Genomic DNA, 23,326 nt, shown 5'->3' on the forward strand with positions numbered 1-23,326 from the left:
CAAGGGCAACTCGAGGTATGAAATGACTGATTAAAACACTCGTATCATTCGAGTGTTTTAATAGCACAAGATATCCCCGCAGGAGGCAATGCGACATTAGTGGCGAGACCTTGGTCGAATGAGACAGGCCGCCTTACTGGGTAAGGCGCCCCCATCGTTGGTCGTAACATGGCCGTTGAACGGGGCGTTGATGGGGTCGTTGCAGAGGAGGGGGCAGGGAGATGCGCTTTAACCCAGTGTAAGTGGTTCTTTTGAGCCAAGCTGTAGTGGTACTTGCTGATTATAAAGGTTAAAAATGCTCACCTGCTTCGTTGCTAGCTTGCCGCCGTGAATAAAGTAGGTTTACCTAATCCCCGCCCGTAAAAACGACTGCACAAACTGGCGCTGGAACAGCAGGAAGGCGACCAGCAGCGGGGCGATACTGAGCAGTGTTGCGGCGCTGACGGTGGCCCAGTTAACGCCGGTTTCCGGGGCGGAGAAAACCCCAAGGCCGACCGTTAACGGGCGGCTCTCTACCGAGTTGGTAACCACCAGTGGCCAGATAAAGTTGTTCCAGTGGTGGCTAATCGAGACCAGCCCGTAAGCAAGGTAGGTAGGCTTGGCGAGCGGTACATACACTTTCCACAAAATTTCCAGCCAGTTGCAGCCTTCGATGCGGGCGGCGTCTTCCAACTCACGGGGAATGGTTTTGAACGTTTGGCGGAGCAGAAAAATACCCAGGGCGCTGGCCACATAGGGGAGGCCAATACCGGTGATTGTGTTGATCAACCCCAACTCGCTTGCAATACGGTAGTTCTCGACAATCAGCACTTCGGGAAACACAAACAGCTGAATCAGCACCAGCATAAACAGAACGTTTTTGCCGGGAATCGGAAAGCGCGCAAAGGCAAACGCCGCCAGGGTACAGACCACAAACTGACCGATCACCACCCCTGTCACCAGCGCAAAGGTGTTCAGGTAGTAGCGGGCAAAGGGCGCTTGAGACCAGGCGTTAGTGAAGTTCTCCAACGTCAGCGGGGCGAAGAGCTCAAAGTTCACCATAAACTCGCTGGGGTGGAAGGCGGCCCAAAAGGCATACAGCAGCGGAAAAATCCAAATAATCGCCAGTAGCCACGCGGCCACTGTTTCCAGCGCTGGAATTGAGACGAAACGGGAGCGGGGCGCATAGGTAGTGTTCGTATTCATTGATAGTGCGTCCTGCGATCTAAAATCGTGAACTTAAGCGTGGCCACTACCGCAAGCACCAGCAGAATAACCACCGTAATGGTGGCTGCCGTGGTGCGGTCAAAGAACGAGAATGCATTCTCGTAAACGTAGTAGAGCAGCAGGTTGGTGGCGTTATTGGGCCCGCCCTTGGTCAAGATAAACAGGTGATCCACGACCCGCACCGAGTTAATCAGCGCATTGATGAGCACAAACAGTGTGGTGGGCATGAGTAGCGGAAAGGTGACTCGCCAAAAGAAGCTCCAGCGGCTAGTGCCTTCTAAGTCAGCTGCCTCTTTTAACTCGGGTGGCATGCTCTGTAGCGCCGCCAAGTAGAAGATCATAAAAAAACCGGCTTCTTTCCACACCGACATCACGATCACCGAGCTTAACGCAACGCTTGGATCGCCCAGCCAGTTCACCCCGGAAAAGCCCAGCATGCCGAGCAGTTTATTGAATAGGCCAATCTGCGGCGCGTAGAAAAACATCCAGATATTGGCCGCGGCGATCATGGGTAGAATCGTCGGCGTAAAGTAGGCCATGCGCACAAAGCCCCGCCCGCGAAGCTTTCTATTGACGAATAGCGCCATACCCAAGGCCAGCGCGATAGACGTAGGAATCGTACCGACGGCATAGATTAAGTTGTTAAGAGCTACTTTCCAAAAAGTCGGGTCATCGAACAACACCTGATAATTTTCAAGGCCTACGAATTCAGTGGGTGCACCGCGAAAGCCGGGTAAAAACAGGCTGTTAATGACCGTTGTCACGGTTGGTAAATAAGCAAAAGTCGTCAGCAGTAGCGCAGCGGGCAGCAGCAGAAGCGCGCCATAGAGCTGCATTTTGCGGTGGTTGGTGAATGACATAGAGACGTACCGCAAGTTGGAAAAGCCGGGGCATGCCCCGGCGAACAGTGAAATGGCTAACGATTAGCGGGCGTAGCGGCGCAACACGCTGTCGGCTTCTTGCTGCGCCTGGCTAAGCGCTTCTTGCGGCGTCATTTGACCGGTCAGCGCCGCTTGCACGGCGTTATCCAAAGCGCGGCGAATGCGGCCACCCTGGTAAGTGGAAAGCTCCGCCGTGCCGTGTTCGAGCTGGTCGCGGGCAACCGCGGCGGGTGGGAACTCTTCCACATAGCCTTGTAGCGCGTCGGTTTCGTAGGCAGCGGGGCTAACGCCCATGTAGCCGGTCTCAATCGACCAGGCAGCGGCTCTCTCGGGAGCGGTCATCCAGCGAATAAAGGTCATCGCCGCGCGCTGCTCTTCTTCAGTGGCGTCTTCAAAAATGTAGAAGTTGCCGCCGCCGGTAGGGCTGCCGCGCTGGGTTTTCATCGGCAGCATGGCGACGCCAAAATCAAAATTGGCTTCGCTGCGTACGGCGGTCAGGTTGCCCGTGGTGTGCCACATCATCGCTGTGGACTCTTCCAGGAAGTTCTGGCGCAGGGTGCCCCACTCAATGGTGCCGTCGGGCATGGCATTGTGCTCGGTGGCCAGTGATACCCAGTACTCCAGCGCTTCAACCGCTGCGGGGTCGTCGAAGTAGACCTCGGTGCCATCTTCGCTCATTAGCCGGTGGCCGTTCTGAAAGGCGAAGGCTTGGAACATCCAGTAGGGGTAGCCAGTCGACGGCACCATCACGCCCCACTGCTCGCCGTTGGAGGCTTCGCGCACGGTCGCCGCCATCTCGGCCATCTCTTCCCAGTTTTCTGGGGGTGTTTCGGGGTCTAGGCCGGCGGCTTCAAAGGCGTCTTTGTTCCAGAACAGTACGATGGTGGAGCGCTGGAAGGGGATGCCGTAGGTTTTGCCATCCAGTTGGCCATTTTCCATCAGTCCTGGATAGAAGCCATCGAGCCATTCGCGCTCTTCATCGGTTTCGACCAGGTCGTCAAATGCGACGATGGCGTTCTGCTCAATCAGCTCGTACAGATCGATGGAGAACATGACCGACAGTTGTGGCGTTTCACCCGCTTCCATCGCCGACATGGCGCGCACGCGGGTGTCGTCGTAGTTACCGGCGTAGATTGCTTCCACATTGATATCGGGGTATTCGCTCTCAAACTCTTCCACCAGAGTGTCAACGACATCGGTGAGTGCACCGCCCACCGCGACCGGGTAGTACATGGTCAGATCGACGCTATCCGCGTTTACCTGGGCGGCGCTTAACAAGCCCGCTGCCAGGGCGGTCATTGCAAAAGGGGTACGCAAACGCATAAGAGACTCCGCAAGTGTCAATACTGCTGTCAGTGTTGGAAAGAGCCCACTGCCGGTGGACGAGGAACGCTTCGAGATGAGTTGGGAAATGGGGGCGGCGTCAGGTCATCACGCCGCAGGCCTTCGGCATCGAAAAGGTGTGTATTCTGTGGAGTCCAATAGAGGCTGCATGGCTGGCCTGTCAGTGCTTGCTTGCCGCTAAGCCGCACGCGTAGGGTGTGCGACCCCACCGCGACATAAGCAATGGTGTCCGCTCCCAGATACTCTTCACTTAATACGTTAGCGGGCACGCCGGAACCGGTTGCGATTCGCAGTTCGATATCTTCCGGGCGGATGCCCAAGTGCCCACCAATGGCACCCAGGGGGGCTACGGGGGTACTTGGTTCGCCTTCGATAACGGCGCCATTCTCTCCGGCCACTAGGGGCAGCAGGTTCATGGCGGGGCTGCCAATAAAACTGGCGGCAAAAGCGCTAGCGGGGCGGTTATAAAGCTCGTCCGGGGTGCCGTCCTGCACGATTTTGCCGTGCTGCATCAGAATCACACGATCACCCATGCTCATGGCTTCCACCTGATCGTGGGTGACGTAGATAACCGTCATATCCAGGCGACTTTGTAGTGCTTTGATTTCCCGGCGCATGTCGCTGCGCAGCCGGGCGTCCAGGTTGGATAGCGGTTCATCCATCAGGCAGATCGGGTGTTCGGAAATAACCGAGCGCGCCAAAGCAACCCGCTGGCGTTGGCCGCCGGAAAGTTGGGCGGGTTTGCGGTATAGGTAATCGGTTAAATCGACCAGTTCGGCCACCTTGGCCAGCCGCTGGCGCTGCTCGGCTTTGGGTACCTTGCGGCTGCGCAGGCCAAACACGATATTGTCAGCCACACTCAAATGCGGAAACAGCGCGTAGGACTGAAACACCATGCTCAGCCCACGGTCGCCGGGCGGCAGGTGTGTGACGTCGCGCTCGCCGATATGTATACGTCCGTTGCTGGCCTCTTCCAGGCCCGCGATCATACGTAGCGTGGTGGATTTACCGCAGCCTGAAGGGCCCAGCAGAATAACAAATTGCCCAGGCGTGACATCGAAGGAGATTTCATCGACGGCAGTGGTCGCGTCCCAACGTTTAGTGACGCGCTCCAGGCGAATACGCGATTGGTTTGACATAGCACACACATCACCGGCTGTTGGTTGTTATTGGTTCAGCTTGTGTTGAAGGTGTTGCCGTTTCATGACACTTACATGGATGGTTGATGACACCCGCTGTGTCAAGATAAAAATTCACTTGGTCACTGTAATGCCATAGCGCTGAAGCCTGCGCACCACGCTGGATTGGCTGATGCCCAGCCGCTCGGCAATGGCATAGGTGCTGGGGAGTGTGTTGCACAGCTCTTCAAGCGTTTCACGCTCCAGCCGCGCTAGGTACTGCTTGAGGGTTTCCTGGGGCTCGAGTGCTACTGCCGACCTTGCTGGCGAGGCGCTCGGCAAGTTGGCCGGGAACTGTTCGGCGTGAGGGAGTGCGGTGGGCTCCTCGATTTGATCGGTGGGGCTGGAAAGCCAAGCTCTCTCTAGCCAGTTCTCCAGCTCGCGGACGTTACCCGGCCATTCGCTGCCCATCAGTGTCGACCAAACGCGGGTATCAAGAATTTTTTGCCGCCCGTAGCGCTGGTTGAGCCGGTTTAAACACGCTTCAACCAGGTCGGGGATATCCTCCCGGCGGTCACGCAGTGGCGGCAGGGTGACCGGGATCACATTGAGGCGGTAGTAAAGATCCAGACGAAAAAGTCCTGCTTCTACTTGCTTGCCCAAATCCTGGTTGGTCGCCACGACCAAGCGAAAATTGACCTTGCGAGAGCGGGTGTCACCCAGTCGGGTCAAGCTACCGTCCTGAATCACCTTGAGCAGTTTGGTTTGCATTAGCAGCGGCAGCTCGCCTATTTCATCCAAAAACAGCGTACCGCCCTCGGCCTGCTCTAACAGCCCGGCTTTGCCCTGGCGGGCGGCACCGCTGAAAGCGCCGGGCTGGTAGCCAAACATCTCGGACTCAAACAGATTCTCTGGAATCGCCGCGCAGTTAACGTCGATAAAGGGGCCGTCACAGCGCTGGCTCCAGCGGTGTAGCTGCTTGGCAAAGGCGGTTTTACCCACACCTGATTCACCCAGCATCAGCACATTGGCATCCGAAGGGGCGACCCGCTTAAGCAGCAGCGCAATTTCACGCATCACGCTGCTACGCACCTGCAAATTGTCCAGGGCGTCATCCAACGCCTGCTCTTCCGCGTCTGGCGCTGCCTGACTGCGCTTTAAGTGTTCGCTAAAGCGTTTTTGCAGCAGCGCATATTCGTCCTGCAGTAACTGCAAGTCGGTTAAATCCCGCGAGCGGCTGATAATGCGCTCCAGCTTGCCGTCGACGAACACTGGGTAGGCTTCGGCAATCACCCGGCGGCCTGTTCCGGTGACTTGCATAATCTGCGCAGGCCGACGGGTGCGCATCACTTCCATGGTGATGGAGGGTTTGAGCACCCCGGCCGCTTGCAGTTGCTGCACACTGCTGGAGAGCAGCTCTTCTCTGGATACCCCGTAAACCGCTTCTGCTCCTGGGCTAATATCCACTATTTGCCCATCGCCACTGACGATAAAGAAGTGGTCGTTTGCGGTCTCCACAATGGTTCGCAGCACACGCCTGTCTATTTCACTCATCGCAGCCAACTCCTCTGAGTGATTCATTTATGAATCTTTGATACAAAAATGAATTAAAAAAGCCTCTAGTTGATTCATTTTTGCATCGTTTGGTCGCTAATCCCACCACTTTATAGGCATCTACGACTTGGCATGGTCTGTGCAATGACTTTAGAAGAGTAGTGAAAAGAGCTAGGCCAATACCTACACCGTGCTCACCGCCAAAAAATATAAGGAGATGTGTATGTCGGAGTTTAATCAGCCCTTGGGCGGAAACACCATGCCGCGCTTTGCAGGCCCTGCCACCATGATGCGCCTGCCCACCCAAGAGACAGCCGAGGGTTTGGATGCGGCATTTATTGGAATTCCCATGGATATCGGCACTTCAAACCGCCCCGGCACGCGGCTTGGACCACGCCAGATTCGTGATGAGTCGCGCATGCTGCGCCCCTACAATATGGCGACCCGTGCCGCGCCCTTTGAAAGCTTGCAAGTGGCCGATATCGGTGACGTACCCATCAATACGTTCCACCTGCCGAAAAGCGTCGACATCATCACCGCCTTTTACGATGACGTGCTGAAACATAACTGCATTCCGCTGACTCTGGGGGGGGAACATACGCTCACGCTGCCTATCCTTCGCGCCATGGCCAAAAAGCACGGCCCGGTGGGATTGATTCATATCGATGCTCACGCCGATGTCAATGAGCACATGTTCGGTGAGCCAATTGCCCACGGCACGCCGTTTCGCCGCGCCCAGGAGGAGGGCTTATTGGCCCATGGCAAGGTAGTGCAAATCGGCCTGCGTGGTACCGGCTATGCCGCTGAAGATTTTGACTGGTGCCGTGGTCAGGGTTTTCGCGTCGTTCCCGCCGAAGAGTGCTGGTATCGCTCTCTAGCGCCGTTGATGCAGGAAGTGCGCGAGCAGATGGGCGATATCCCGGTGTACATCAGTTTCGACATCGACGGCCTGGATCCTTCTGTTGCCCCCGGTACCGGCACGGTGGAGATGGGTGGACTGACCTCTAGCCAAGGATTGGAGCTGGTTCGCGGTGCCGCCGGGCTGAATATTGTCGGCGGCGACCTGGTGGAAGTATCTCCACCTTATGACCCCAGCGGCAACACCGCGCTGATGGGCGCCACACTGCTGTATGAAATGCTTTGCGTACTACCGGGCGTTAAACACAGCGAGTGACGCCGACCGAATAGATATCAAAGAAATAGCGACTAAATAAAAAAGTACTGACCTAGCCACGCCGCCAGTCCACCTCCAATAATCACTTCCAATGGGTGAACCCTATGTCGTATAGCAACGTTAAATCGGAACAGCCGACTTCGTCGGCACCGATACCCCGCGCGCACTTACTGAAATTTATCATTCCATCGCTAATTGGGGTGCTGCTGTTTCTCGTCCCTTTTCAAGTCGGCGATACCATTAACATCGGCATGGGCCTAATGGCCGATAGCCTGCAAACTCTGCTGGGCTCGGCGCTGCCAGCTATTGCGGTAGTCGTACTCTGCCTGTCGGTGGTAGCGACGATTTACGCCAAGCTAGCTAACCCTGCCTGGGCCAAAAAAGGCATGCTACATGAAATGTTTCATGTCGGTTCAGTGTGGTTGGTGATGCGCGTTTTAGGCGCACTGTTTGCTGTGATGACCTATTTTCAGTTTGGGCCTGAGTTCGTCACTGCGTCCTTTACCGGTGGAGTGATGCTCAATGATCTGGCGCCGGTACTATTAACATTCTTCTTCTTTGCCGCACTCCTACTGCCATTTCTGGTCGAGTTTGGCTTTATGGAGTTTATCGGCAGTATGGTACGTAAGCCGTTTCGGGTGATTTTTAATTTGCCGGGACGCAGCGCTATCGACGCCACCGCCTCATGGATGGGATCGGGTACCGTCGGTGTGCTTATCACCACGCAGCAGTACGAGCAGGGCTATTATAATGGTCGTGAAGCTTCGGTGATTGCCACCAACTTTTCCGTGGTGTCGATCGCGTTTGCGCTATTGGTCGCCAGCTTTGTCGATATCAACCACCTGTTTGTGCAGTTCTACTTCACGGTGGTGGTGTCCGGCTTGATCGCCGCGGTCATCGTGCCACGCCTGCCGCCCCTGTCGCGCAAATCCAATGACTACTATGAGCCAGTGGGCTGCCAACTGAACGAGGAGCGCACTGAAAAAGTGGGTCTGTTCCGTTATAGCTTGATTCAGGCCACCAATCGTGCCGCTGGCGCTCCTGGGCCCCGTGAGCTGGCACGTTTGGCGCTCCTCAACGTAATGGATATTTTCCTCGGTTTGCTTCCTCTGGTATTTGCCATTGGCACGGTGGCGCTGATTCTGGCGGAATTTACCCCGCTATTTACCTGGCTTTCCTACCCCATGGTGCCGGTGCTTGAGCTGCTACGGATTCCCGAGGCAGAAGCGGCGGCGCCTGCCACCCTGGTGGGCTTTGCAGATATGTTCCTGCCTGCGGTGCTGGCGACCAATATCGAAAGCGAACTCACCCGCTTTGTGATTGCCTGCCTGTCGCTCACCCAGTTGATCTACATGTCGGAAATCGGCGCGTTGCTGCTCAAGTCGAAAATCCCCATCAGACTCTGGGAGCTGGTCGCCATCTTCCTGCTGCGTACCGCCATTACGCTGCCGATCATTGCCTTTATGGCCCATACGTTTTTCTTCTAAGGGGCCTTCAATGAACGCTGATGCAACGAATACTGATGCAACGAGCAATCAAGCGGCGATGACCTGTGCCGAGTTATTGATCCGCCTACTGCGCGATACTTACGGGGTACGTGCCCTGTTCGGCATCCCCGGTGTGCATACGGTGGAGCTTTATCGCGGGCTGGAAGGCAGCAATGTGAGACACGTTACGCCACGCCATGAGCAGGGCGCCGGGTTTATGGCCGACGGCTATGCCCGGGCAAGCGGCCAGCCGGGGGTGTGCCTGATTATCACCGGCCCGGGGATGACCAATATAGCGACCGCCATGGGCCAGGCCCTGGCGGACTCGATCCCTATGCTGGTGATCTCCAGCGTTAACCGTCGCGATACGCTGGGCATGGGCCAAGGGCGGCTGCATGAGCTGCCCAGCCAGCAGCAGATGATCAGCGGCGTAGCGCGATTCAGCCACACGCTGTTGGACGCCAATACGCTACCCGAGGTGCTGGCCCGGGCCTTTGCCGTGTTCAAAGGCGCGCGCCCGGGCCCGGTGCATATCGAAATCCCCATCGATCTGTTCAATGCTCCAGTGAACGTGCCGGTGAGTTGGCAGGCGCCTAGGCTTTACCGCGCCGCGCCTGATCCAGAAGGGCTTGCCGAAGCCGCCCGCTTGTTACACGCGGCGAAGCAGCCTCTGGTGCTATTAGGCGGTGGCTGTGTGGGATCACCAGAGGCGGCCCGAGCGCTGGTAGAAAAGCTCGATGCTCCCACGGTAACGACCATTAACGCCAAAGGGCTGCTAGGCCGCGACCATCCGCTGGATTTGGGGGCTAATGCAGCCCTGCCCGAAGTGCGTGAATTGGCGGCCAATGCCGATGTGATTCTGGCCATAGGCACCGAGCTAGGTGAGACCGATTATGATGTGGTGTTTGATGGCGGCTTTCACCTCGACGGCACGCTGATTCGTATCGATCTCGATCCAGAGCAACTGGTGCGCAACCAGCGCACCACGCTTGGACTGGTGGGCGATGCTGGGCGTAGCCTTGGACTTCTGCTTAATCACTTCCCCGAGCCACTAAACCACCACGGCGCGGAGCGAACCGCTGCCGTATTGAGCGCGCTGAACCTTCACAACGACTCGGCCTTTAGCGACTTTGTGCCTCTGTATGCAACGCTTGCCGAGCATCTACCCGAGGCCATTTTGGTAGGCGATTCCACCGCGCCGGTGTATGCCGGTAACCACTTGGTCAGCCAGCCGGCCCCGAGGCGTTATTTCAATGCCTCTACCGGCTACGGCACCCTGGGCTATGGGCTACCGGCGGCACTGGGCGCACAGTTGGCGCGAGCGGATCTGCCGGTGGTGGCACTGGTGGGCGATGGCGGGGTGATGCTTACGCTCTCGGAAATCGCAACCGCCGTAGAAGAGCGCCTGCCCGTGGTGATTGTGCTGTGGCACAACGCCGGTTACGAAGAGATCCGTCGCTATATGGATGCCAACGGTGTGGCGCGCCTGGGCGTGGATATTCAGGCGCCCAACTTCCTCACCCTGGCCGAAGGCTTTGGTTGCCCCGGTGTGCTGGTAGAAAGCCCCGCCGAACTTGCCAGAGCGCTCGCCAACCATGAAGCCACCGGGCCTCTACTGATCGAAATTGACGCTGCTGCCTGGCAGCGTGCGTGCGCATTTTCTGACTAGGATATTTCCATGCAGTCATTCAGCCAGCAACTTATCAATCAACAATTTATCAACAACCAGTGGGTGCCCTCGGCGGGCACTCGCCTGCTCGATGTGATGAACCCCTACCGCGAAGTGCGGATTGCCCAGGTAACCGCCGGGGATGCGGCGGATGTCGATACTGCCGTCAAAGCCGCCAAGCAGGCGCAGCCCGCCTGGCAGGCGCTGGGCGGCAGTGCACGGGCAAAATACCTTGACGGGTTCGCCGATGCACTGGTAGCCCACCGAGACTCGATTATCACGCTTTCGGCGACCAACAACGGCAAGCCGCTGGCGGAAGCGGGTATTGACCTCGACGACGCGATTGCCTGCTATCGCTACTACGCCGGGCAGGCCAGGGCGCTGGATGCTCGCCAGGGCGAGTTGGTCAGTGTGGAGATGGCGGGCGTTGAAGCGCGCACTTATCACGACCCCGTGGGCGTGGTAGGGCTGATTGCGCCGTGGAATTTTCCGCTGGTAACCAGCGCCTGGAAGCTGGCGCCCGCCTTGGCGGCGGGTTGTACCGCGGTGCTCAAACCGTCGGAAGTCACGCCGCTCCCCGAACGGGTGCTGGCGGAGATCGCGCTGGAGATTGGCCTGCCCGCGGGGGTGCTTAACCTTCTAAACGGCGACGGTGAGGGTATCGGTGCACCGCTGTCCCATCATCCTGATGTGGATAAAATTTCCTTTACCGGCAGCAATCGCGTCGGTGAAGCGGTGATGCAGGCGGCAAGCGCCCGTACCGCCAGCGTTTCTCTGGAACTGGGCGGAAAGTCGCCGATTCTGGTGATGGAAGATGCCGATCCCGGCCAGGCCGCTGACTGGGTAATGGCGGGTATCTACTTCAATGCCGGCCAGATCTGCTCGGCGACCTCGCGTTTATTGGTGCATGAAGACGTAGCCGAAGCCCTTTATTCCGCGCTTGCCGAACGTATGGATGCGCTGACGCTGGGCGACCCGCTCGCCGAAGGTACGGATTTAGGGCCGCTGACCAGCGCCAAGCAGCGCGACGCCGTTCAGCGCTATCTGGATCTGGCCGAGCAGGAAGGGCTCACAGCCGTGCGCGATGGCAAACACTGCACGCTGCCCGAAAAAGGCTACTTCCTGGCGCCCACGCTTTACCGCGATGTGCCGGTGGAAAGCCGCCTGTGGCAGGAAGAGATTTTTGGCCCGGTGCTCTGCGGACACAGCGTGGGCAGCGAAGCTGAGGCGGTTCAGCTTGCCAACGACAGCGTCTTTGGTCTGGCAGCCACGGTGATCAGCGGCGACCCCGAGCGGGCCAAGCGCATAGGCCGCCAGCTCAAAGCCGGAAGCATCTGGTACAACAGCGAGCAGCTAGTACTACCCGAAACCGGTTGGGGCGGCTTCAAGCGCAGTGGTATTGGCCGGGAATTGGGCCCATGGGGGCTAAGCGCTTATCTCGAAGTGAAACACGTGATTGGGCCTGCTGATTGACGTTAAGGCATGTGCTTTTGGCATGAACTTATGGCATCGCATAACGCCGCGTCGATTTCCCGGCTTTTACCACCTGCCCTGGCACATCGTGGCCGATGAGGTTGGGGAGGGTGGCGGCGACCTCAAGTAGGGTATCCAAATTGACGCCGGTATCCACGCCCATGGCTTCAAACATATGCACCAAATCTTCGGTGCATACATTGCCGCTGGCGCCGGGGGCGAAGGGGCAGCCGCCCAGCCCACCTAGTGAGGCATCAAAGCGGCTAATACCTGCTTGCCACGCCGCCAGGGCGTTGGCCAGCCCCATGCCGCGAGTGTCGTGGAAGTGCAGCGTGAACGGCGTTTCCGGCCAGCGCTCCAGTGCTGCTTCGCATAGGTATTTGACCTGGGCGGGGTTGGCCATGCCGGTGGTATCGCAGAGCGTGACGCCCTGAATGCCAAGGCCAATAAGCTTCTCAACCAGTTCCAGCACCCGCGCTGCGGGGATGTCGCCCTCAAACGGGCAGCCAAAGGCCGTGGATAGAGAAGCGTTGATAAACACGCCGCTACCCTGTGTCGCTTCTAAGATAGCCGCGAACTGCTCAAGGGATTGTTTCGGCGTCATGCGCAGGTTGGCCAGCCCGTGGCTGTTGCTAGCGGACATCACCAGATTGATTTCATCCACCTGGCAGGCAAGCGCCCGCTCGGTGCCCTTTACATTGGGCACCAGCACGGTGATATCGACCCCTTCCCGACGCTGAATGCCGGTTACTACGTCGGCGGCATCGCGTAGATTGGGAATCGCTTTAGGTGAAGTGAACGAGGTTGCTTCGATGCGTCGTAGGCCAGTGGTGGAGAGTGCATCGATCCAGCGGATTTTCTCTTCGGTGGGCACAAAGCGTGCCTCAATCTGCAGGCCGTCCCGGGGGGCGACTTCGTTGATTTCGATCTTAGTGGGGCATGGGGTTGGCTGGTTCATGATGCGTTCCTTAAATAATGCCCGCTTGGCGAAGCTTGGCGCGGGTTTCGTGATCAATGCCCAGCTCATCCAATACGTCGTCGGTATGTTGGCCAAGCGTGGGGCCGCCGTCGCCGATTCGCCCAGGGGTAGCGCTTAGCTTGGGCAGTACGCCGGGTACTTTTAGCGGTTTACCGTTGGGGCGAGTAAAGGTTTGAATCATCTCCCGCGCCAAATAGTGGGGATCAAAGGCGATATCTTCCGCCGTGTAGGGGTAGCCTGCGGGCACACGGGCTTCATCCAGCGCCTGTAAAATGGCATCCCGTGGGCGCTCTTCTGTCCAGGACTGAATCGCGGTATCAATCACCTCGGCTTGCTGGCTGCGCCCATCGTTGTGGGCCAGTGCCGGGTCGTTGGCGAGATCATCACGACCAATCACGCCCATTAAGCGTTTGAAGATGCTGTCGCCGTTACCAGCAATCAGCACGTAATCGCCGCCCTGGCAGCGGTAGGCGTTTGAGGGGGTAATGCCGGGCAGGGCGCTGCCGCTGGGTTCGCGAACCTGGCCGCTGGCATCGAACTCCGGCAGTAGGCTCTCCATCATTGCAAATACCGACTCATATAGCGCGACGTCGATCTCTTGGCCCAGGCCGCTGCGGTTGCGCTCCTGGAGCGCCAGTAGCGTGCCAATCACCGCGTAGAGCGCGGAAAGCGAGTCGCCGATGCTCACCCCCACGCGTACCGAGGGTTCTCCCGGCTGGCCGGTGAGGTAACGCAGCCCGCCCATGGCTTCGCCAATCACCCCAAAGCCGGGCTTATCGCGGTAAGGCCCCGTTTGCCCGTAGCCGGAAATATGCACCATGATTAAGCGTGGGTTGAGTTGGGAGAGCGCTTCCCAGCCTAGCCCCCAGTTGTCTAAGGTGCCGGGGCGGAAGTTTTCCACCACTACATCGGCCTCGGCTGCGAGCTGGCGCACCAGGCCTTGCCCCTCTTCGCTGCGTAAATCTAACGCGACCGAGCGCTTGTTGCGGGTTTGGACGTGCCACCACAGCGAGGTGCCGTCTTCAATCATTCGCCATTTGCGAAGTGGGTCGCCGGTGCCGGGGGGCTCGATTTTAATCACGTCGGCACCGAATTCGCCCAGCAGTTTGGTGGCGAAAGGCCCTGCAATCAGTTGGCCAAGCTCAAGTACTTTTAAGCCCTGTAGCGGAAGCTGGCGCGCTTCGGAAGCATTCATTAAGGCTCTCTCTTATCATTGAGTGTTCACTATTAGCCAGCATGCGTGAGCTAATCAGGGGCGACAATTAGGCAATGGGTAACAAAGGGTTCGTGGCTGGCGAAGGTGTGGGCTACCATAGGGAGCTTGCTTTCAAGGAGTTCGTAGGATGCGCCGCTTTGATTTTGTCACCCTTAAACTGTTTATCTCCGTGGCGGATGAAGGTCGACTGACGGCGGCGGCGGAGCGTGAACACTTAGCTCTCGCCGCGGTGAGCAAACGCATAAGTGACCTGGAAACGTTGGTCGGCACCACGCTGCTCTATCGTCGCCCCAGAGGTGTAGAACTGACTCCCGCAGGTCAGGCGTTTTTGCATCATGCCCGACGTATTATGGATAACATTGAACGCCTGCAGGCCGAGCTCAGCGAGTATGGCGAAGGCGTCCGCGGCCATGTGCGTATCCACTCCAATACTTCGGCGATCATTGCCTTTCTTCCCCAGGATCTCAGCGCCTTCTCACGCCTCTACCCGGAAATCAAAATTGATCTTCAGGAGCGGGTCAGCAGCGAAATTATCGCTGCCGTTCGCGACGGACTGACCGATATCGGTATCTTTGCTGGACATGTCGCGGCGCCCGACCTTCAACAGCTCTCCTATCGACAAGATCGACTCGTGTTAATGACTCCTATCGATCATCCTTTGGCTGGGCGTGAAAGCATCGCCTTTAATGAAGCGCTAGCTTTCGATTTTATCGGCTTGCAGCAGGATGCCTCGCTGCAGTCGCTGTTGAACGAGCAGGCTAACCTAGCGGGTAAAGCGCTGCGAATGCGTATTCAGGTACGCAGCTTCGATGCCATTTGCCGCATGATCCACCATGGTATGGGTGTTGGCGTACTGCCTGAGCAAACCATCTATCGTGATCTGGGAGACTTACAGCTTAAAAGTATCCCGCTTAGCGATCCATGGGCTCAGCGCGAACTGGTGATTGGCATGCGTCGCTATGCCTCGTTGCATGTGACTGCCCGGCATTTGGTGGATCACCTTACCCAGAAAGAGGATGAGCAATAGCTCAATAAATGCTCCTTATGGCTTCGTGGTTTGAGAAAGCAAAGCACCAATAGCTACCCTTTCAGTGGCCTAAAGCAAGCTAAACAGTGGTTGATTAAAGGAGCTAGGTATTCATCTTTGGTCGTACGGCCGTGATGGAATGGATTTAAAAGCCCGTTATAGCAGCGTTTCTAGCCATCGTGTTTTACGAAGTCAGCCTTCTTGAACGTCGATTTGAGCCCTTGGGATGCATGTTTCAAGATCACGTAAGCGTTACCTGAAAGTTACAAGAACCACACCCAATAACGACAACCGTAGAGAGTCTATCCCATGCGGAAACAACTGCTTGCCACGCTGGCTACCCTAGGCATGCTAACGACGGCGCCGTTCGTCTTGGCGAATCCTATCGAAATCCAAGTTAACAACACCATGAGTGAGGGCGGTTCGGAAAGCGCAGCGGTGGAGCGCTTTGCTGAGTACTTAGAAGAACAGGCACCGGGTCGTTTCGATGTTCGTCCCTTCCTGGCGGGTTCATTGGGCGGCGAAAATGCCGTTTTGGAACTACTGAACCTTGGTCAAACCCAGATCTCTATCACTGGCGGTAACTGGCGCCAGCAGTACGCGCCTGAATACGATGCCATTACTGTGCCCTTTGTGTTCTCAACCTGGGACGAAGTCGATGCCTATATGGAGAGCCCCTCTGGCCAGGCACTGATTGAAAAGGCGGAGAGTCAGGGCGGCCTTAAATACTTCGGCACCCAGCACCGCGGCCCGCGCCACATGACCGCCAATAAAGCCATCGAAACCCCGGAAGATCTTGATGGTTTCCGCATGCGCCTTCCTGCGCTGCCAGTATGGATGGAAGTGTGGGAAGAGATCGGCGCCCAGGTCGTCAATGTGCCCGCTCCCGAAATTTACCTTGCCATGCAGACCGGTCAGGTTGACGGCCATGAGAACTCGCTCTCATCGCCCTATACCCGCCGCCTGTGGGAAGTGCAGGATCACATCATTATGACCAGCCATGTGCAGTTCCCGTGGAACTGGGTGGCGAGTGCGCGCTGGTGGGAAGGTCTTGAAGCCGAGGATCAGGAACTGATCGAAGAGGCCATTCATGTGGCGCGTCAGCACGGTACCGAGCGTGAGCGCGAACTCGATGAGTACTACCTGGAAGCGCTGCAGGATGAAGGCATGACGGTTATTGAGCCTGATATTGCCGCTTTCCGCGAAGCCGCGTTACCGGCGATTGATCGTGTCATGGCCGAAATGGCCGACGGTGTTCGTGAAGATGCCCTGGGTAACCAGAGCGAGTAACACACCTTTGGCAAAAACAGCGGCGGCCCATTGGGCCGTCGCTGTTTTACAAGACAAGCCAGTTTTTCATGACAAATAAGTTTTCATAACCAAAAAAAAGACGTCAGGGTAAGGAGTTCTGCTGTGGAAGACGCTGTAGCGCCCAGCCAAGGGCCGGATCGAATCGCTTTCTATACGCTGCGCGGCGTCACCCGCCTGTGCGATGGGGTAGGCGTGGCGTTAATGGCGGCCATCCTGCTATTGATCGTGGCGGCGGTCATTGCCCGCGACTTGTTGGGGCTGGGCATGCCCTGGACCGAAGAAGTAGCGTCTATGTTGGCCATCTACGCGATTGGCTTTGGCTCGCTATCGGCGTGGGTGCGCAGTGAACACCTGGTGGTCGATCTGTTTAGCCACAAGCTTTCCGGGCTGGGTAAGAATATTCAGTATCGGTTTACTGCACTGGTTTCCTGCGGTTTTTTTGCGCTTGCTGCTTGGGGTGCATGGATCATGTCGGACATGAGCGCCAACAATAAAACCGTCTCGTTAAGTATCAGCTTCAGCTATCTATATTACGGCATCTTTTTCAGCTTTGTGGGCATGGCGCTGATTGCCCTTTGGCAAACTTTGCGCGGCCCGGTGGCGTGGTTGGAAACGTCCCATGAAGAGGAGGCTTCTCAACCATGACCGAACTACTGATTTTCGTCGGTGGCCTGTTAGTACTGATGGCCATTGGTTTGCCTGTGGTGGTCGCCATTGGCGTGACCTCCTTTATCGCCCTGGTGGCTACTGGTACCGGTGGGCTGCCCGTTGAGTTACTGCCGCTGCGCATGGTGCAAACGCTCAATAACTTTACCCTGCTGGCGATACCGTTGTTTATTCTGGCCGCCAACATCATGAATATTGGCTCCACTACCACGCGTATTTTCGACTTCGCCACCGCGCTGGTGGGCTTTACCAAGGGCGGCCTGGGTCACGCGAATGTGGTGGCCAGCTCCATTTTTGCCACTATGTCAGGCACTGCCGTTGCCGATGCCGCAGGGCTTGGCAGCATTGAAATCAAAGCCATGAAAGAGCGTGGCTATGCGCTGGATTACTCCACCGGTGTTACCGCTGCTTCCAGCGTTATCGGCCCCATTCTGCCGCCGAGTATTGCGCTGGTGGTTTACGGCTGGCTGGCCAATGTGAGCATCGGCGGGCTGTTTATGGCGGGACTGCTACCGGGTATTTTGATGGCACTGCTGCTGATGGGGATGACCATGCTACTGGCTGCCAGTGGCAAGGTGGTGATGCCCAAGCCCACACCCTTTGATGCCTGCGAAGTGGTACGTACCGGCAAGCGCGCTATTTTGCCGTTAATGATGCCGGCAATAATTGTGGGCGGTATCTGGGGCGGTTTCTTCACGCCTACCGAGGCTGGCGCGATTGCGTCGCTTTACGCGGTGATCTTGGGTGGCCTGGTCTATCGGGACTTGAGCTGGCGAGACCTCTATAACGCTTTCCGCCGTACCCTGATGTTCAGTGCAGTGATCCTGCTGATTATTGCGGTCTCCAGCTTTTATGGCTGGATCCTGGTGCGTATGGGGATCCCTCAGGCGTTGGCGGGGCAGGTGGCCAGCATCGATATGCCAACGATCCTGCTGTTGCTCTGCTTTGCGCTGTTCTTCCTGCTTATCGGCTGCTTTATGTCGGTGATTGAAAGCATCCTGATTTTCACCCCGATTGTGGTTCCCGCAGCGCTAAGCGCCGGATTAGATCCCGTTCATTTCGGTATTGTGATGGTGATCACGCTTTCAGTAGGGGTTATCACCCCGCCCTTTGGCACGGTGCTGTTCCTGATGGTCGGGATCACGCGATTACGCTACGGCCAGGTCGTCATGGCGATCATGCCGTTCTTACTGCCGATTATCGCCACCATTCTACTGCTCATCGCTGTGCCGGGGCTGGCTACTTGGCTGCCAGACGTTATGGGGTATTGATGTAAAAGGAAAGCGAATGAAAATGCCGCACAACACGTTTAAGCAGCAACTGCTGGCGGGACAGCCCCAAACGGGGATTTGGCTCGGCTTGGCGAGCGCCTACACCGCGGAGATTGCCGCCACGGCAGGCTTTGATTGGCTGCTGCTTGATGCCGAGCATGCTCCCAACGATGTATCGAGCCTGCTTGCCCAACTACAGGCACTGGCCCCCTATGGCAGCCACCCGGTGGTGCGCCCGCCCACCGGGGATACGGTGCTGATCAAGCGCTACCTGGATATTGGCGTTCAGAACCTGTTAATCCCCATGGTGGAAACGGCTGAGCAGGCTGCCCAGCTGGTGGCGGCCACACGCTATCCACCCCGCGGTAGTCGCGGTGTTGGTCATGTGCTGGCACGCGCCTCGCGCTGGGGGCAGGCAGAAGACTACCTCTCCCGCGCCGATGACGAAATCTGCCTAATGCTGCAGGTAGAGAGCCCCCAAGCACTTGCCAATCTGGAGGCAATCGCCGCAGTAGAAGGTGTCGATGGGGTGTTCATTGGCCCGGCGGATTTATCGGCCTCAATGGGGCACCTGGGCAACGCCAGTCATCCTGACGTCACTGCGGCGATCAACGATGCCATCACCACAATACGTGCGGCAGGAAAGGCCGCAGGTATCGTGACGGTGGATGAGCAGGCAGCCCGCGGCTATCTTGCAGCGGGCTGCACCTTTATTGGGGTGGGTATCGATGCCCTGCTCTATGCCAATGCCCTGCGCGGTCTGGCGGAGCGGTTCAGGCACGAATGAACAAAGCGTCGGGGTTACTCTACGGCAGGCAAGATCCTGCCTGGATTCATCAGCCCCTTGGGGTCGAACAGCGCCTTAACGCCGCTGACCAGTTCCCGCTCAACAGGCGATAGCCGTGCCAGGTAGGGTGCCTGCTTGGTGCGGCCAATGCCGTGCTCGGCGCTGATGCTGCCGTTGAAACCGTCAAGTACCTCAAACAGCCGCTCTTCCAGGTCGTGCAGGTGGGCTTTCTTATCGCTATCCGCCATTGCCGTGGGCGGTAGAATGTTGAAGTGCAGATTGCCGTCGCCCACATGCCCGTAGGCAATAATTTCGCACTCAGGCGACGCCGCCATCACCACCTCGCTTGCCCGGGTAACGAAGTCGGGTATCGCCGAGATAGGCACCGAGATATCGGTGCGCAGGTGCTCACCGCGTCGCCGCTGGCCTTCCAGCATGCTTTCACGGAACTGCCATAGCTGGGCGGATTGGGTGTCGCTGGATGCCAATGCGCCATCCTGCACCAGCTCGCGCTCTATGCCGGTTTCCAGCAGCGCTTCCAGCATCGAACCCAGATCCACTGGTCCCGTGGCCGCGACTTCCATCAGCACGTACCAGGGGTACGCGTCTTCAAGCGGGTCACGCAGCTCTGGCGTTGCTTCAATCGCCAGCTCGATACAGCGGCGAGGAATCAGCTCAAAAGCCGTCATCAGGTCGCAGCACTCCCGGCGCGCCAGACCATACAGGTCGATGACCGCCTGGATGGAGGGTAGGCCCAGTAGAGCAGTCCGGTTCTGGGTAGTGCGTGGTGAAAGCTTTAACACTGCGCCCGTAACAATACCCAGCGTACCTTCACTACCCAGAAACAATTGCTGAAGGTCGTAACCGCGGTTGTCTTTGTGCAGCGCATTCAGGCTTTCCCAGACGCGCCCATCGGGCAGCACCACTTCAAGCCCCAGCACCAGCTCGCGCATCATGCCGTAGCGGAGTACGTTAAGCCCGCCCGCATTGGTGGCAATATTTCCACCAATCTGACAACTGCCTTGGGCGCCCAGCGAGAGCGGAAAGTCACAGTCATGATCAAAAGCCGCCAGCTTGACGTTCTCAAGGATGCAGCCAGCGTCTACGGTAATGGTGAAGTTAATCGGATCAATGGCACGCACGCTATTTAAGCGCTCAAGACTGATCACCAACTCCTGACCATTGGCGGCGGGCAAGGCGCCTGCCACCAGGCCGCTATGGCCGCCCTGGGGCGTCATCGCGATTCCTTGGGCATAGCAGCGCTTTACCACCTCGGCGACTTCTTCCGTGTTAGCCGGACGAGCCACCGCCAGTGGTGTGCCCAGCGTATCTCCCGCCCAGTCGCTAATGTAGCGCGCTATGGCGTCTGGCTCGCGCAGCAAGCCTCGCTCGCCGAGCAGGCTGGTTAGCTCATTTAGAAAGGAGGTGGTGTCTGTCATTACTTCTCTTCCTTCCAGGCCGCGCCCTCGGGGAAGCGGTGCTGTGCTTGGGATTCTGCGTGCATGGCGATACTGTAACCTGGCGCTTCAGGCACTTGGTAGCGGCCACGGTTGATTACTACCGGGTCAATAAAGTGTTCGTGCAGGTGATCCACATATTCAAGCACGCGACCTTCAAGGCTGCCGGATACCGCGATATAGTCGAACAGGGAGATATGCTGGGTGTACTCACACAGCCCGACGCCACCGCCGTGGGGGCAAATTGGCACGCCGAACTTGGCGGCCATCAGCGTTACTAAAATCACTTCGTTAAGCCCGCCCAAACGTGCCGCATCGAGCTGGCAATAGTCGATGGCATCCGCCTGGAAGAACTGCTTGAACATCACTTTATTGTGACAGTGCTCGCCAGTGGCGACGCCGATAGGCGCAACCCGGTGGCGGATTTCGGCGTGGCCGAGAATGTCGTCAGGGCTAGTGGGCTCTTCTATCCATAGCGGGTCAAATTCGGCCAGCCGACGCATCTTGGTGATCGTCTCGTCGACTTCCCACACCTGGTTGGCGTCCATCATCAGCACGTTGTCCCAGCCGATCTCTTCGCGCAGCAGCGCCGCTCGGCGGGCATCCTCTTCGATGTCGCCGCCAATCTTCTGTTTGAAGTGAGTCCAGCCTTCGGCCAGCGCTTCACGCGCCAGACCGCGCACTTTCTCGTCGCTGTAACCCAGCCAGCCCGCTGATGTGGTGTAGCCGGGGTAGCCGTCACTGCGCATTTCGGCTTCCCGTGCGGCCTTGCCGGGGGCTTGGCGGCGTAGCAGGCAGATCGCTTCTTCCGGCGTTAGTGCATCAGCCACAAAGCGGAAGTCGAGACAGCGAACCAGCTGTTCCGGCGTCATGTCCACCAGCAACTTCCAGACCGGCTTACCTTCGTTTTTCGCCCACATATCCCACACGGCGTTAACGATAGCGGCGGTGGCTAGGTGAATTGCGCCTTTATCGGGGCCGATCCAACGCAGCTGGCTGTCGCCAGTAATTTCTCGCCAGAACGTGCCCATGTTGTCGGTTATCGACTCAAGCGTTCGTCCCTCGATCAGCGGCGCTAGGGAGTGCAAAGCGGTCACCACAATCTCGTTGCCGCGGCCAATGGTAAAAGTTAAGCCGTGCCCCTCGGGGCTGCTGTCATCGGTGTGCAGGATGACGTAGGCGGCGGAGTAGTCCGGCGCGGCATTCATGGCATCCGAGCCATCCAGAGAACGCGAGGTGGGAAAACGAATATCCTGGATCTCGACGCGAGTGATGGTTGTCATTGTGCGCTCCTAGGCTGTGATATGAGTGGCGTATTGATTGTTAGAATCAGCGGCGCGCTAAGTGGCGCATCAGTTCGCGAATACCGTAGGTCCAGGGCGGCAATTGATCGCTTCTGCCTACCCGGTTGACCAGGGCGCCCAGGGCCGGGGTGGTGATGGTGACGCGATCACCCAGGTGATGGGTAAAGCCCTGGCCTTCCCCGTCGCGATCCTGAATGGGCGAAAACATGGTACCGAGGAACAGCATAAAACCATCCGGATATTGGTGGTGGTCGCCGATGGTTTGGCTTACCAAGTCCAGCGGGTCGCGGCTGATTTCGCGCATATCGCTCTCACCCTGGAGTAGAAAGTCATCATCTTCACCCTCAATACGCAGCGATACCTGGCAGTTGCGCACGCTGTCGATATCGAAGTGGTCATCAAACAGGCGAATGAAGGGGCCAATGGAGCAGGAGGCGTTGTTATCTTTTGCCTTACCTAACAGCAAAGCGCTGCGACCTTCCACATCGCGCAGATTAACGTCGTTACCCAGAGTCGCGCCGCGCACTTGGCCGCGGCTATCTACTGCCAGGACAATTTCCGGCTCGGGATTATTCCATTGAGATGATGGGTGTAAACCTACCGGGGTGCCAAAACCTACCGAGGAGAGCGGCTGGGCTTTGGTAAATACCTCCGCGTCGGGGCCGATGCCAACTTCCATATATTGCGACCAGCCGCCGCGGGCCTGTAGCGCTTTTTTAAGCGACATCGCCTCTTCAGAACCCGGCGCAATCTTGGAAAGGTCGGTGCCGATCAGTGCCTGCAGGTCGTTGCGCAGCTCCACCGCTCGTGCAGGGTCGCCGCCCGCTTGCTCTTCGATCACTCGCTCTAACAAACTCACAGCGAAGGTGACGCCGCAGGCTTTAACGGCCTGAACATCGCAGGGGGCTAGCAGGTAGGGCGCTTGTGGTAGGGGTAACTGAGAGTTTTCCAGCAGTGCCTCGACACTACCTAGGTTGGGGCCTTCCGCTCGCTGCACTACCGCTTGTAGGTCGTCGCGTTCCAGCAGGTCAGCCATGGTGGGCCCATAGGCGGTAATGTCGATCACCTGACCGTTGTTGACGGTCACTAGCGCGGGGCCAGGATGACTGCCCTCCAGCCAAACGCGGCCAACCAGCAGCGCGTTACCCAGGTCGGCGGGAAGTGTGTCCGTCGATGAAAGTGGATTCATGTACTTCTCCATTCGCTCTTAGAATTAGTTTTAATCGTTGGCAGTGGTAGGAGACTGGCGCTAAACACGCCATCGCCTATCATGTTATAGATGTCGCTTTGTATGACAGGTATGCCAGTTCATTGCTTACTTTAGCGCACCGCTCCATTTCGGGTCGATAGTTAAATCTATCTAGAGGACGACGGTTTCGCTAAGTGTGGCTCTCACAATAAA

At 57.6% G+C, this 23,326-nt stretch carries 19 protein-coding genes; 9 read left to right on the forward strand and 10 right to left on the reverse strand.

Features of this window, described 5'->3' with window-relative positions; all coding sequences use genetic code 11:
• Positions 1-342: 342 nt before the first annotated feature.
• From HZS52_RS08905 to HZS52_RS08925, 5 genes are all read right to left on the reverse strand, one after another.
• A complete protein-coding gene (locus HZS52_RS08905; RefSeq protein ID WP_190374586.1) occupies positions 343-1,185 on the reverse strand; it encodes a carbohydrate ABC transporter permease in 843 nt (280 codons plus the stop codon).
• Complete coding sequence (locus HZS52_RS08910) at positions 1,182-2,066, reverse strand: carbohydrate ABC transporter permease (RefSeq protein ID WP_190374587.1); 885 nt, start codon at positions 2,064-2,066, stop codon at positions 1,182-1,184. Before HZS52_RS08910 ends, HZS52_RS08905 begins: the two co-directional genes overlap by 4 nt.
• A gap of 63 nt (positions 2,067-2,129) precedes the next feature.
• The gene (locus HZS52_RS08915) at positions 2,130-3,410 is read right to left on the reverse strand and encodes an ABC transporter substrate-binding protein (RefSeq protein ID WP_190374588.1); all 1,281 of its coding nucleotides are present in this window, start codon (positions 3,408-3,410) and stop codon (positions 2,130-2,132) included.
• 29 nt (positions 3,411-3,439) lie between these two features.
• Complete coding sequence (locus HZS52_RS08920; RefSeq protein ID WP_190374589.1) at positions 3,440-4,570, reverse strand: ABC transporter ATP-binding protein; 1,131 nt, start codon at positions 4,568-4,570, stop codon at positions 3,440-3,442.
• Between the two features lie 114 nt (positions 4,571-4,684).
• A complete protein-coding gene (locus HZS52_RS08925) occupies positions 4,685-6,103 on the reverse strand; it encodes a sigma-54 interaction domain-containing protein (protein ID WP_022521892.1) in 1,419 nt (472 codons plus the stop codon).
• A gap of 223 nt (positions 6,104-6,326) precedes the next feature.
• On the opposite strand from HZS52_RS08925, the gene speB reads away from it, so the two are divergent.
• The 4 genes from speB to HZS52_RS08945 all read left to right on the forward strand — a co-directional run bounded on the left by speB (position 6,327) and on the right by HZS52_RS08945 (position 11,906).
• Entirely contained in the window at positions 6,327-7,277 is a 951-nt protein-coding gene (gene speB / locus HZS52_RS08930) for an agmatinase (RefSeq protein WP_022521893.1), read from the forward strand.
• Positions 7,278-7,381: 104 nt separating this feature from the next.
• Positions 7,382-8,764: a YjiH family protein gene (locus tag HZS52_RS08935; RefSeq protein WP_190374590.1), complete on the forward strand. Its 1,383-nt coding sequence runs from the start codon at positions 7,382-7,384 to the stop codon at positions 8,762-8,764.
• Positions 8,765-8,774: 10 nt separating this feature from the next.
• A complete protein-coding gene (locus HZS52_RS08940; protein WP_223828098.1) occupies positions 8,775-10,433 on the forward strand; it encodes a 5-guanidino-2-oxopentanoate decarboxylase in 1,659 nt (552 codons plus the stop codon).
• Between the two features lie 9 nt (positions 10,434-10,442).
• Positions 10,443-11,906 carry an aldehyde dehydrogenase family protein gene (locus HZS52_RS08945; RefSeq protein WP_190374591.1) on the forward strand — a complete coding sequence of 488 codons (1,464 nt, stop codon included), beginning with the start codon at positions 10,443-10,445 and terminating at the stop codon, positions 11,904-11,906.
• A 28-nt stretch (positions 11,907-11,934) separates the two neighbouring features.
• Here the strand turns inward: HZS52_RS08945 and HZS52_RS08950 are convergent, their stop codons facing one another.
• On the reverse strand, positions 11,935-12,864 hold the full coding sequence (locus HZS52_RS08950; protein ID WP_190374592.1) for a hydroxymethylglutaryl-CoA lyase: 930 nt from the start codon (positions 12,862-12,864) through the stop codon (positions 11,935-11,937).
• A gap of 10 nt (positions 12,865-12,874) precedes the next feature.
• On the reverse strand, positions 12,875-14,080 hold the full coding sequence (locus HZS52_RS08955) for a CaiB/BaiF CoA transferase family protein (RefSeq protein WP_022521898.1): 1,206 nt from the start codon (positions 14,078-14,080) through the stop codon (positions 12,875-12,877).
• 148 nt (positions 14,081-14,228) lie between these two features.
• Here HZS52_RS08955 and HZS52_RS08960 point away from each other — a divergent pair, with 148 nt between their 5' ends.
• From HZS52_RS08960 to hpaI, 5 genes are all read left to right on the forward strand, one after another.
• The gene (locus HZS52_RS08960) at positions 14,229-15,128 is read left to right on the forward strand and encodes a LysR family transcriptional regulator (RefSeq protein ID WP_022521899.1); all 900 of its coding nucleotides are present in this window, start codon (positions 14,229-14,231) and stop codon (positions 15,126-15,128) included.
• Between the two features lie 309 nt (positions 15,129-15,437).
• On the forward strand, positions 15,438-16,418 hold the full coding sequence (locus HZS52_RS08965; RefSeq protein WP_138799375.1) for a TRAP transporter substrate-binding protein: 981 nt from the start codon (positions 15,438-15,440) through the stop codon (positions 16,416-16,418).
• A gap of 123 nt (positions 16,419-16,541) precedes the next feature.
• The gene (locus tag HZS52_RS08970) at positions 16,542-17,084 is read left to right on the forward strand and encodes a TRAP transporter small permease (RefSeq protein WP_141440630.1); all 543 of its coding nucleotides are present in this window, start codon (positions 16,542-16,544) and stop codon (positions 17,082-17,084) included.
• Positions 17,081-18,376 (forward strand): TRAP transporter large permease, encoded by a 1,296-nt coding sequence (locus tag HZS52_RS08975; protein ID WP_190374593.1) that lies wholly within the window; start codon positions 17,081-17,083, stop codon positions 18,374-18,376. Before HZS52_RS08970 ends, HZS52_RS08975 begins: the two co-directional genes overlap by 4 nt.
• Positions 18,377-18,392: 16 nt before the next feature.
• Positions 18,393-19,163 (forward strand): 4-hydroxy-2-oxoheptanedioate aldolase, encoded by a 771-nt coding sequence (gene hpaI / locus HZS52_RS08980; protein WP_190374594.1) that lies wholly within the window; start codon positions 18,393-18,395, stop codon positions 19,161-19,163.
• A gap of 14 nt (positions 19,164-19,177) precedes the next feature.
• On the opposite strand, the gene HZS52_RS08985 is transcribed toward hpaI, so the two are convergent.
• From HZS52_RS08985 to HZS52_RS08995, 3 genes are read right to left on the reverse strand one after another with little or no spacing between them, the layout of a single operon-like run.
• A complete protein-coding gene (locus HZS52_RS08985; protein WP_190374595.1) occupies positions 19,178-20,602 on the reverse strand; it encodes an FAD-binding oxidoreductase in 1,425 nt (474 codons plus the stop codon).
• Positions 20,602-21,903 (reverse strand): L-fuconate dehydratase, encoded by a 1,302-nt coding sequence (locus tag HZS52_RS08990; protein WP_190374596.1) that lies wholly within the window; start codon positions 21,901-21,903, stop codon positions 20,602-20,604. The genes HZS52_RS08985 and HZS52_RS08990 overlap by 1 nt, the downstream gene beginning before the upstream one ends.
• A 46-nt stretch (positions 21,904-21,949) precedes the next feature.
• Positions 21,950-23,113: a fumarylacetoacetate hydrolase family protein gene (locus tag HZS52_RS08995; protein WP_190374597.1), complete on the reverse strand. Its 1,164-nt coding sequence runs from the start codon at positions 23,111-23,113 to the stop codon at positions 21,950-21,952.
• Positions 23,114-23,326 lie beyond the last annotated feature (213 nt).

Source organism: Vreelandella titanicae (assembly GCF_014697095.1).
Classification (GTDB): domain Bacteria; phylum Pseudomonadota; class Gammaproteobacteria; order Pseudomonadales; family Halomonadaceae; genus Vreelandella; species Vreelandella titanicae.

Bases quoted from the DNA above. Each gene is read 5' to 3' on its own strand.
- HZS52_RS08905 (WP_190374586.1), bottom strand. From the start codon at position 1,185: ATGAATACGAACACTACCTATGCGCCCCGCTCCCGTTTCGTCTCAATT.
- HZS52_RS08910 (WP_190374587.1), bottom strand. From the start codon at position 2,066: ATGTCATTCACCAACCACCGCAAAATGCAGCTCTATGGCGCGCTTCTG.
- HZS52_RS08915 (WP_190374588.1), bottom strand. From the start codon at position 3,410: ATGCGTTTGCGTACCCCTTTTGCAATGACCGCCCTGGCAGCGGGCTTG.
- HZS52_RS08920 (WP_190374589.1), bottom strand. From the start codon at position 4,570: ATGTCAAACCAATCGCGTATTCGCCTGGAGCGCGTCACTAAACGTTGG.
- HZS52_RS08925 (WP_022521892.1), bottom strand. From the start codon at position 6,103: ATGAGTGAAATAGACAGGCGTGTGCTGCGAACCATTGTGGAGACCGCA.
- speB (WP_022521893.1), top strand. From the start codon at position 6,327: ATGTCGGAGTTTAATCAGCCCTTGGGCGGAAACACCATGCCGCGCTTT.
- HZS52_RS08935 (WP_190374590.1), top strand. From the start codon at position 7,382: ATGTCGTATAGCAACGTTAAATCGGAACAGCCGACTTCGTCGGCACCG.
- HZS52_RS08940 (WP_223828098.1), top strand. From the start codon at position 8,775: ATGAACGCTGATGCAACGAATACTGATGCAACGAGCAATCAAGCGGCG.
- HZS52_RS08945 (WP_190374591.1), top strand. From the start codon at position 10,443: ATGCAGTCATTCAGCCAGCAACTTATCAATCAACAATTTATCAACAAC.
- HZS52_RS08950 (WP_190374592.1), bottom strand. From the start codon at position 12,864: ATGAACCAGCCAACCCCATGCCCCACTAAGATCGAAATCAACGAAGTC.
- HZS52_RS08955 (WP_022521898.1), bottom strand. From the start codon at position 14,080: ATGAATGCTTCCGAAGCGCGCCAGCTTCCGCTACAGGGCTTAAAAGTA.
- HZS52_RS08960 (WP_022521899.1), top strand. From the start codon at position 14,229: ATGCGCCGCTTTGATTTTGTCACCCTTAAACTGTTTATCTCCGTGGCG.
- HZS52_RS08965 (WP_138799375.1), top strand. From the start codon at position 15,438: ATGCGGAAACAACTGCTTGCCACGCTGGCTACCCTAGGCATGCTAACG.
- HZS52_RS08975 (WP_190374593.1), top strand. From the start codon at position 17,081: ATGACCGAACTACTGATTTTCGTCGGTGGCCTGTTAGTACTGATGGCC.
- hpaI (WP_190374594.1), top strand. From the start codon at position 18,393: ATGAAAATGCCGCACAACACGTTTAAGCAGCAACTGCTGGCGGGACAG.
- HZS52_RS08985 (WP_190374595.1), bottom strand. From the start codon at position 20,602: ATGACAGACACCACCTCCTTTCTAAATGAGCTAACCAGCCTGCTCGGC.
- HZS52_RS08990 (WP_190374596.1), bottom strand. From the start codon at position 21,903: ATGACAACCATCACTCGCGTCGAGATCCAGGATATTCGTTTTCCCACC.
- HZS52_RS08995 (WP_190374597.1), bottom strand. From the start codon at position 23,113: ATGAATCCACTTTCATCGACGGACACACTTCCCGCCGACCTGGGTAAC.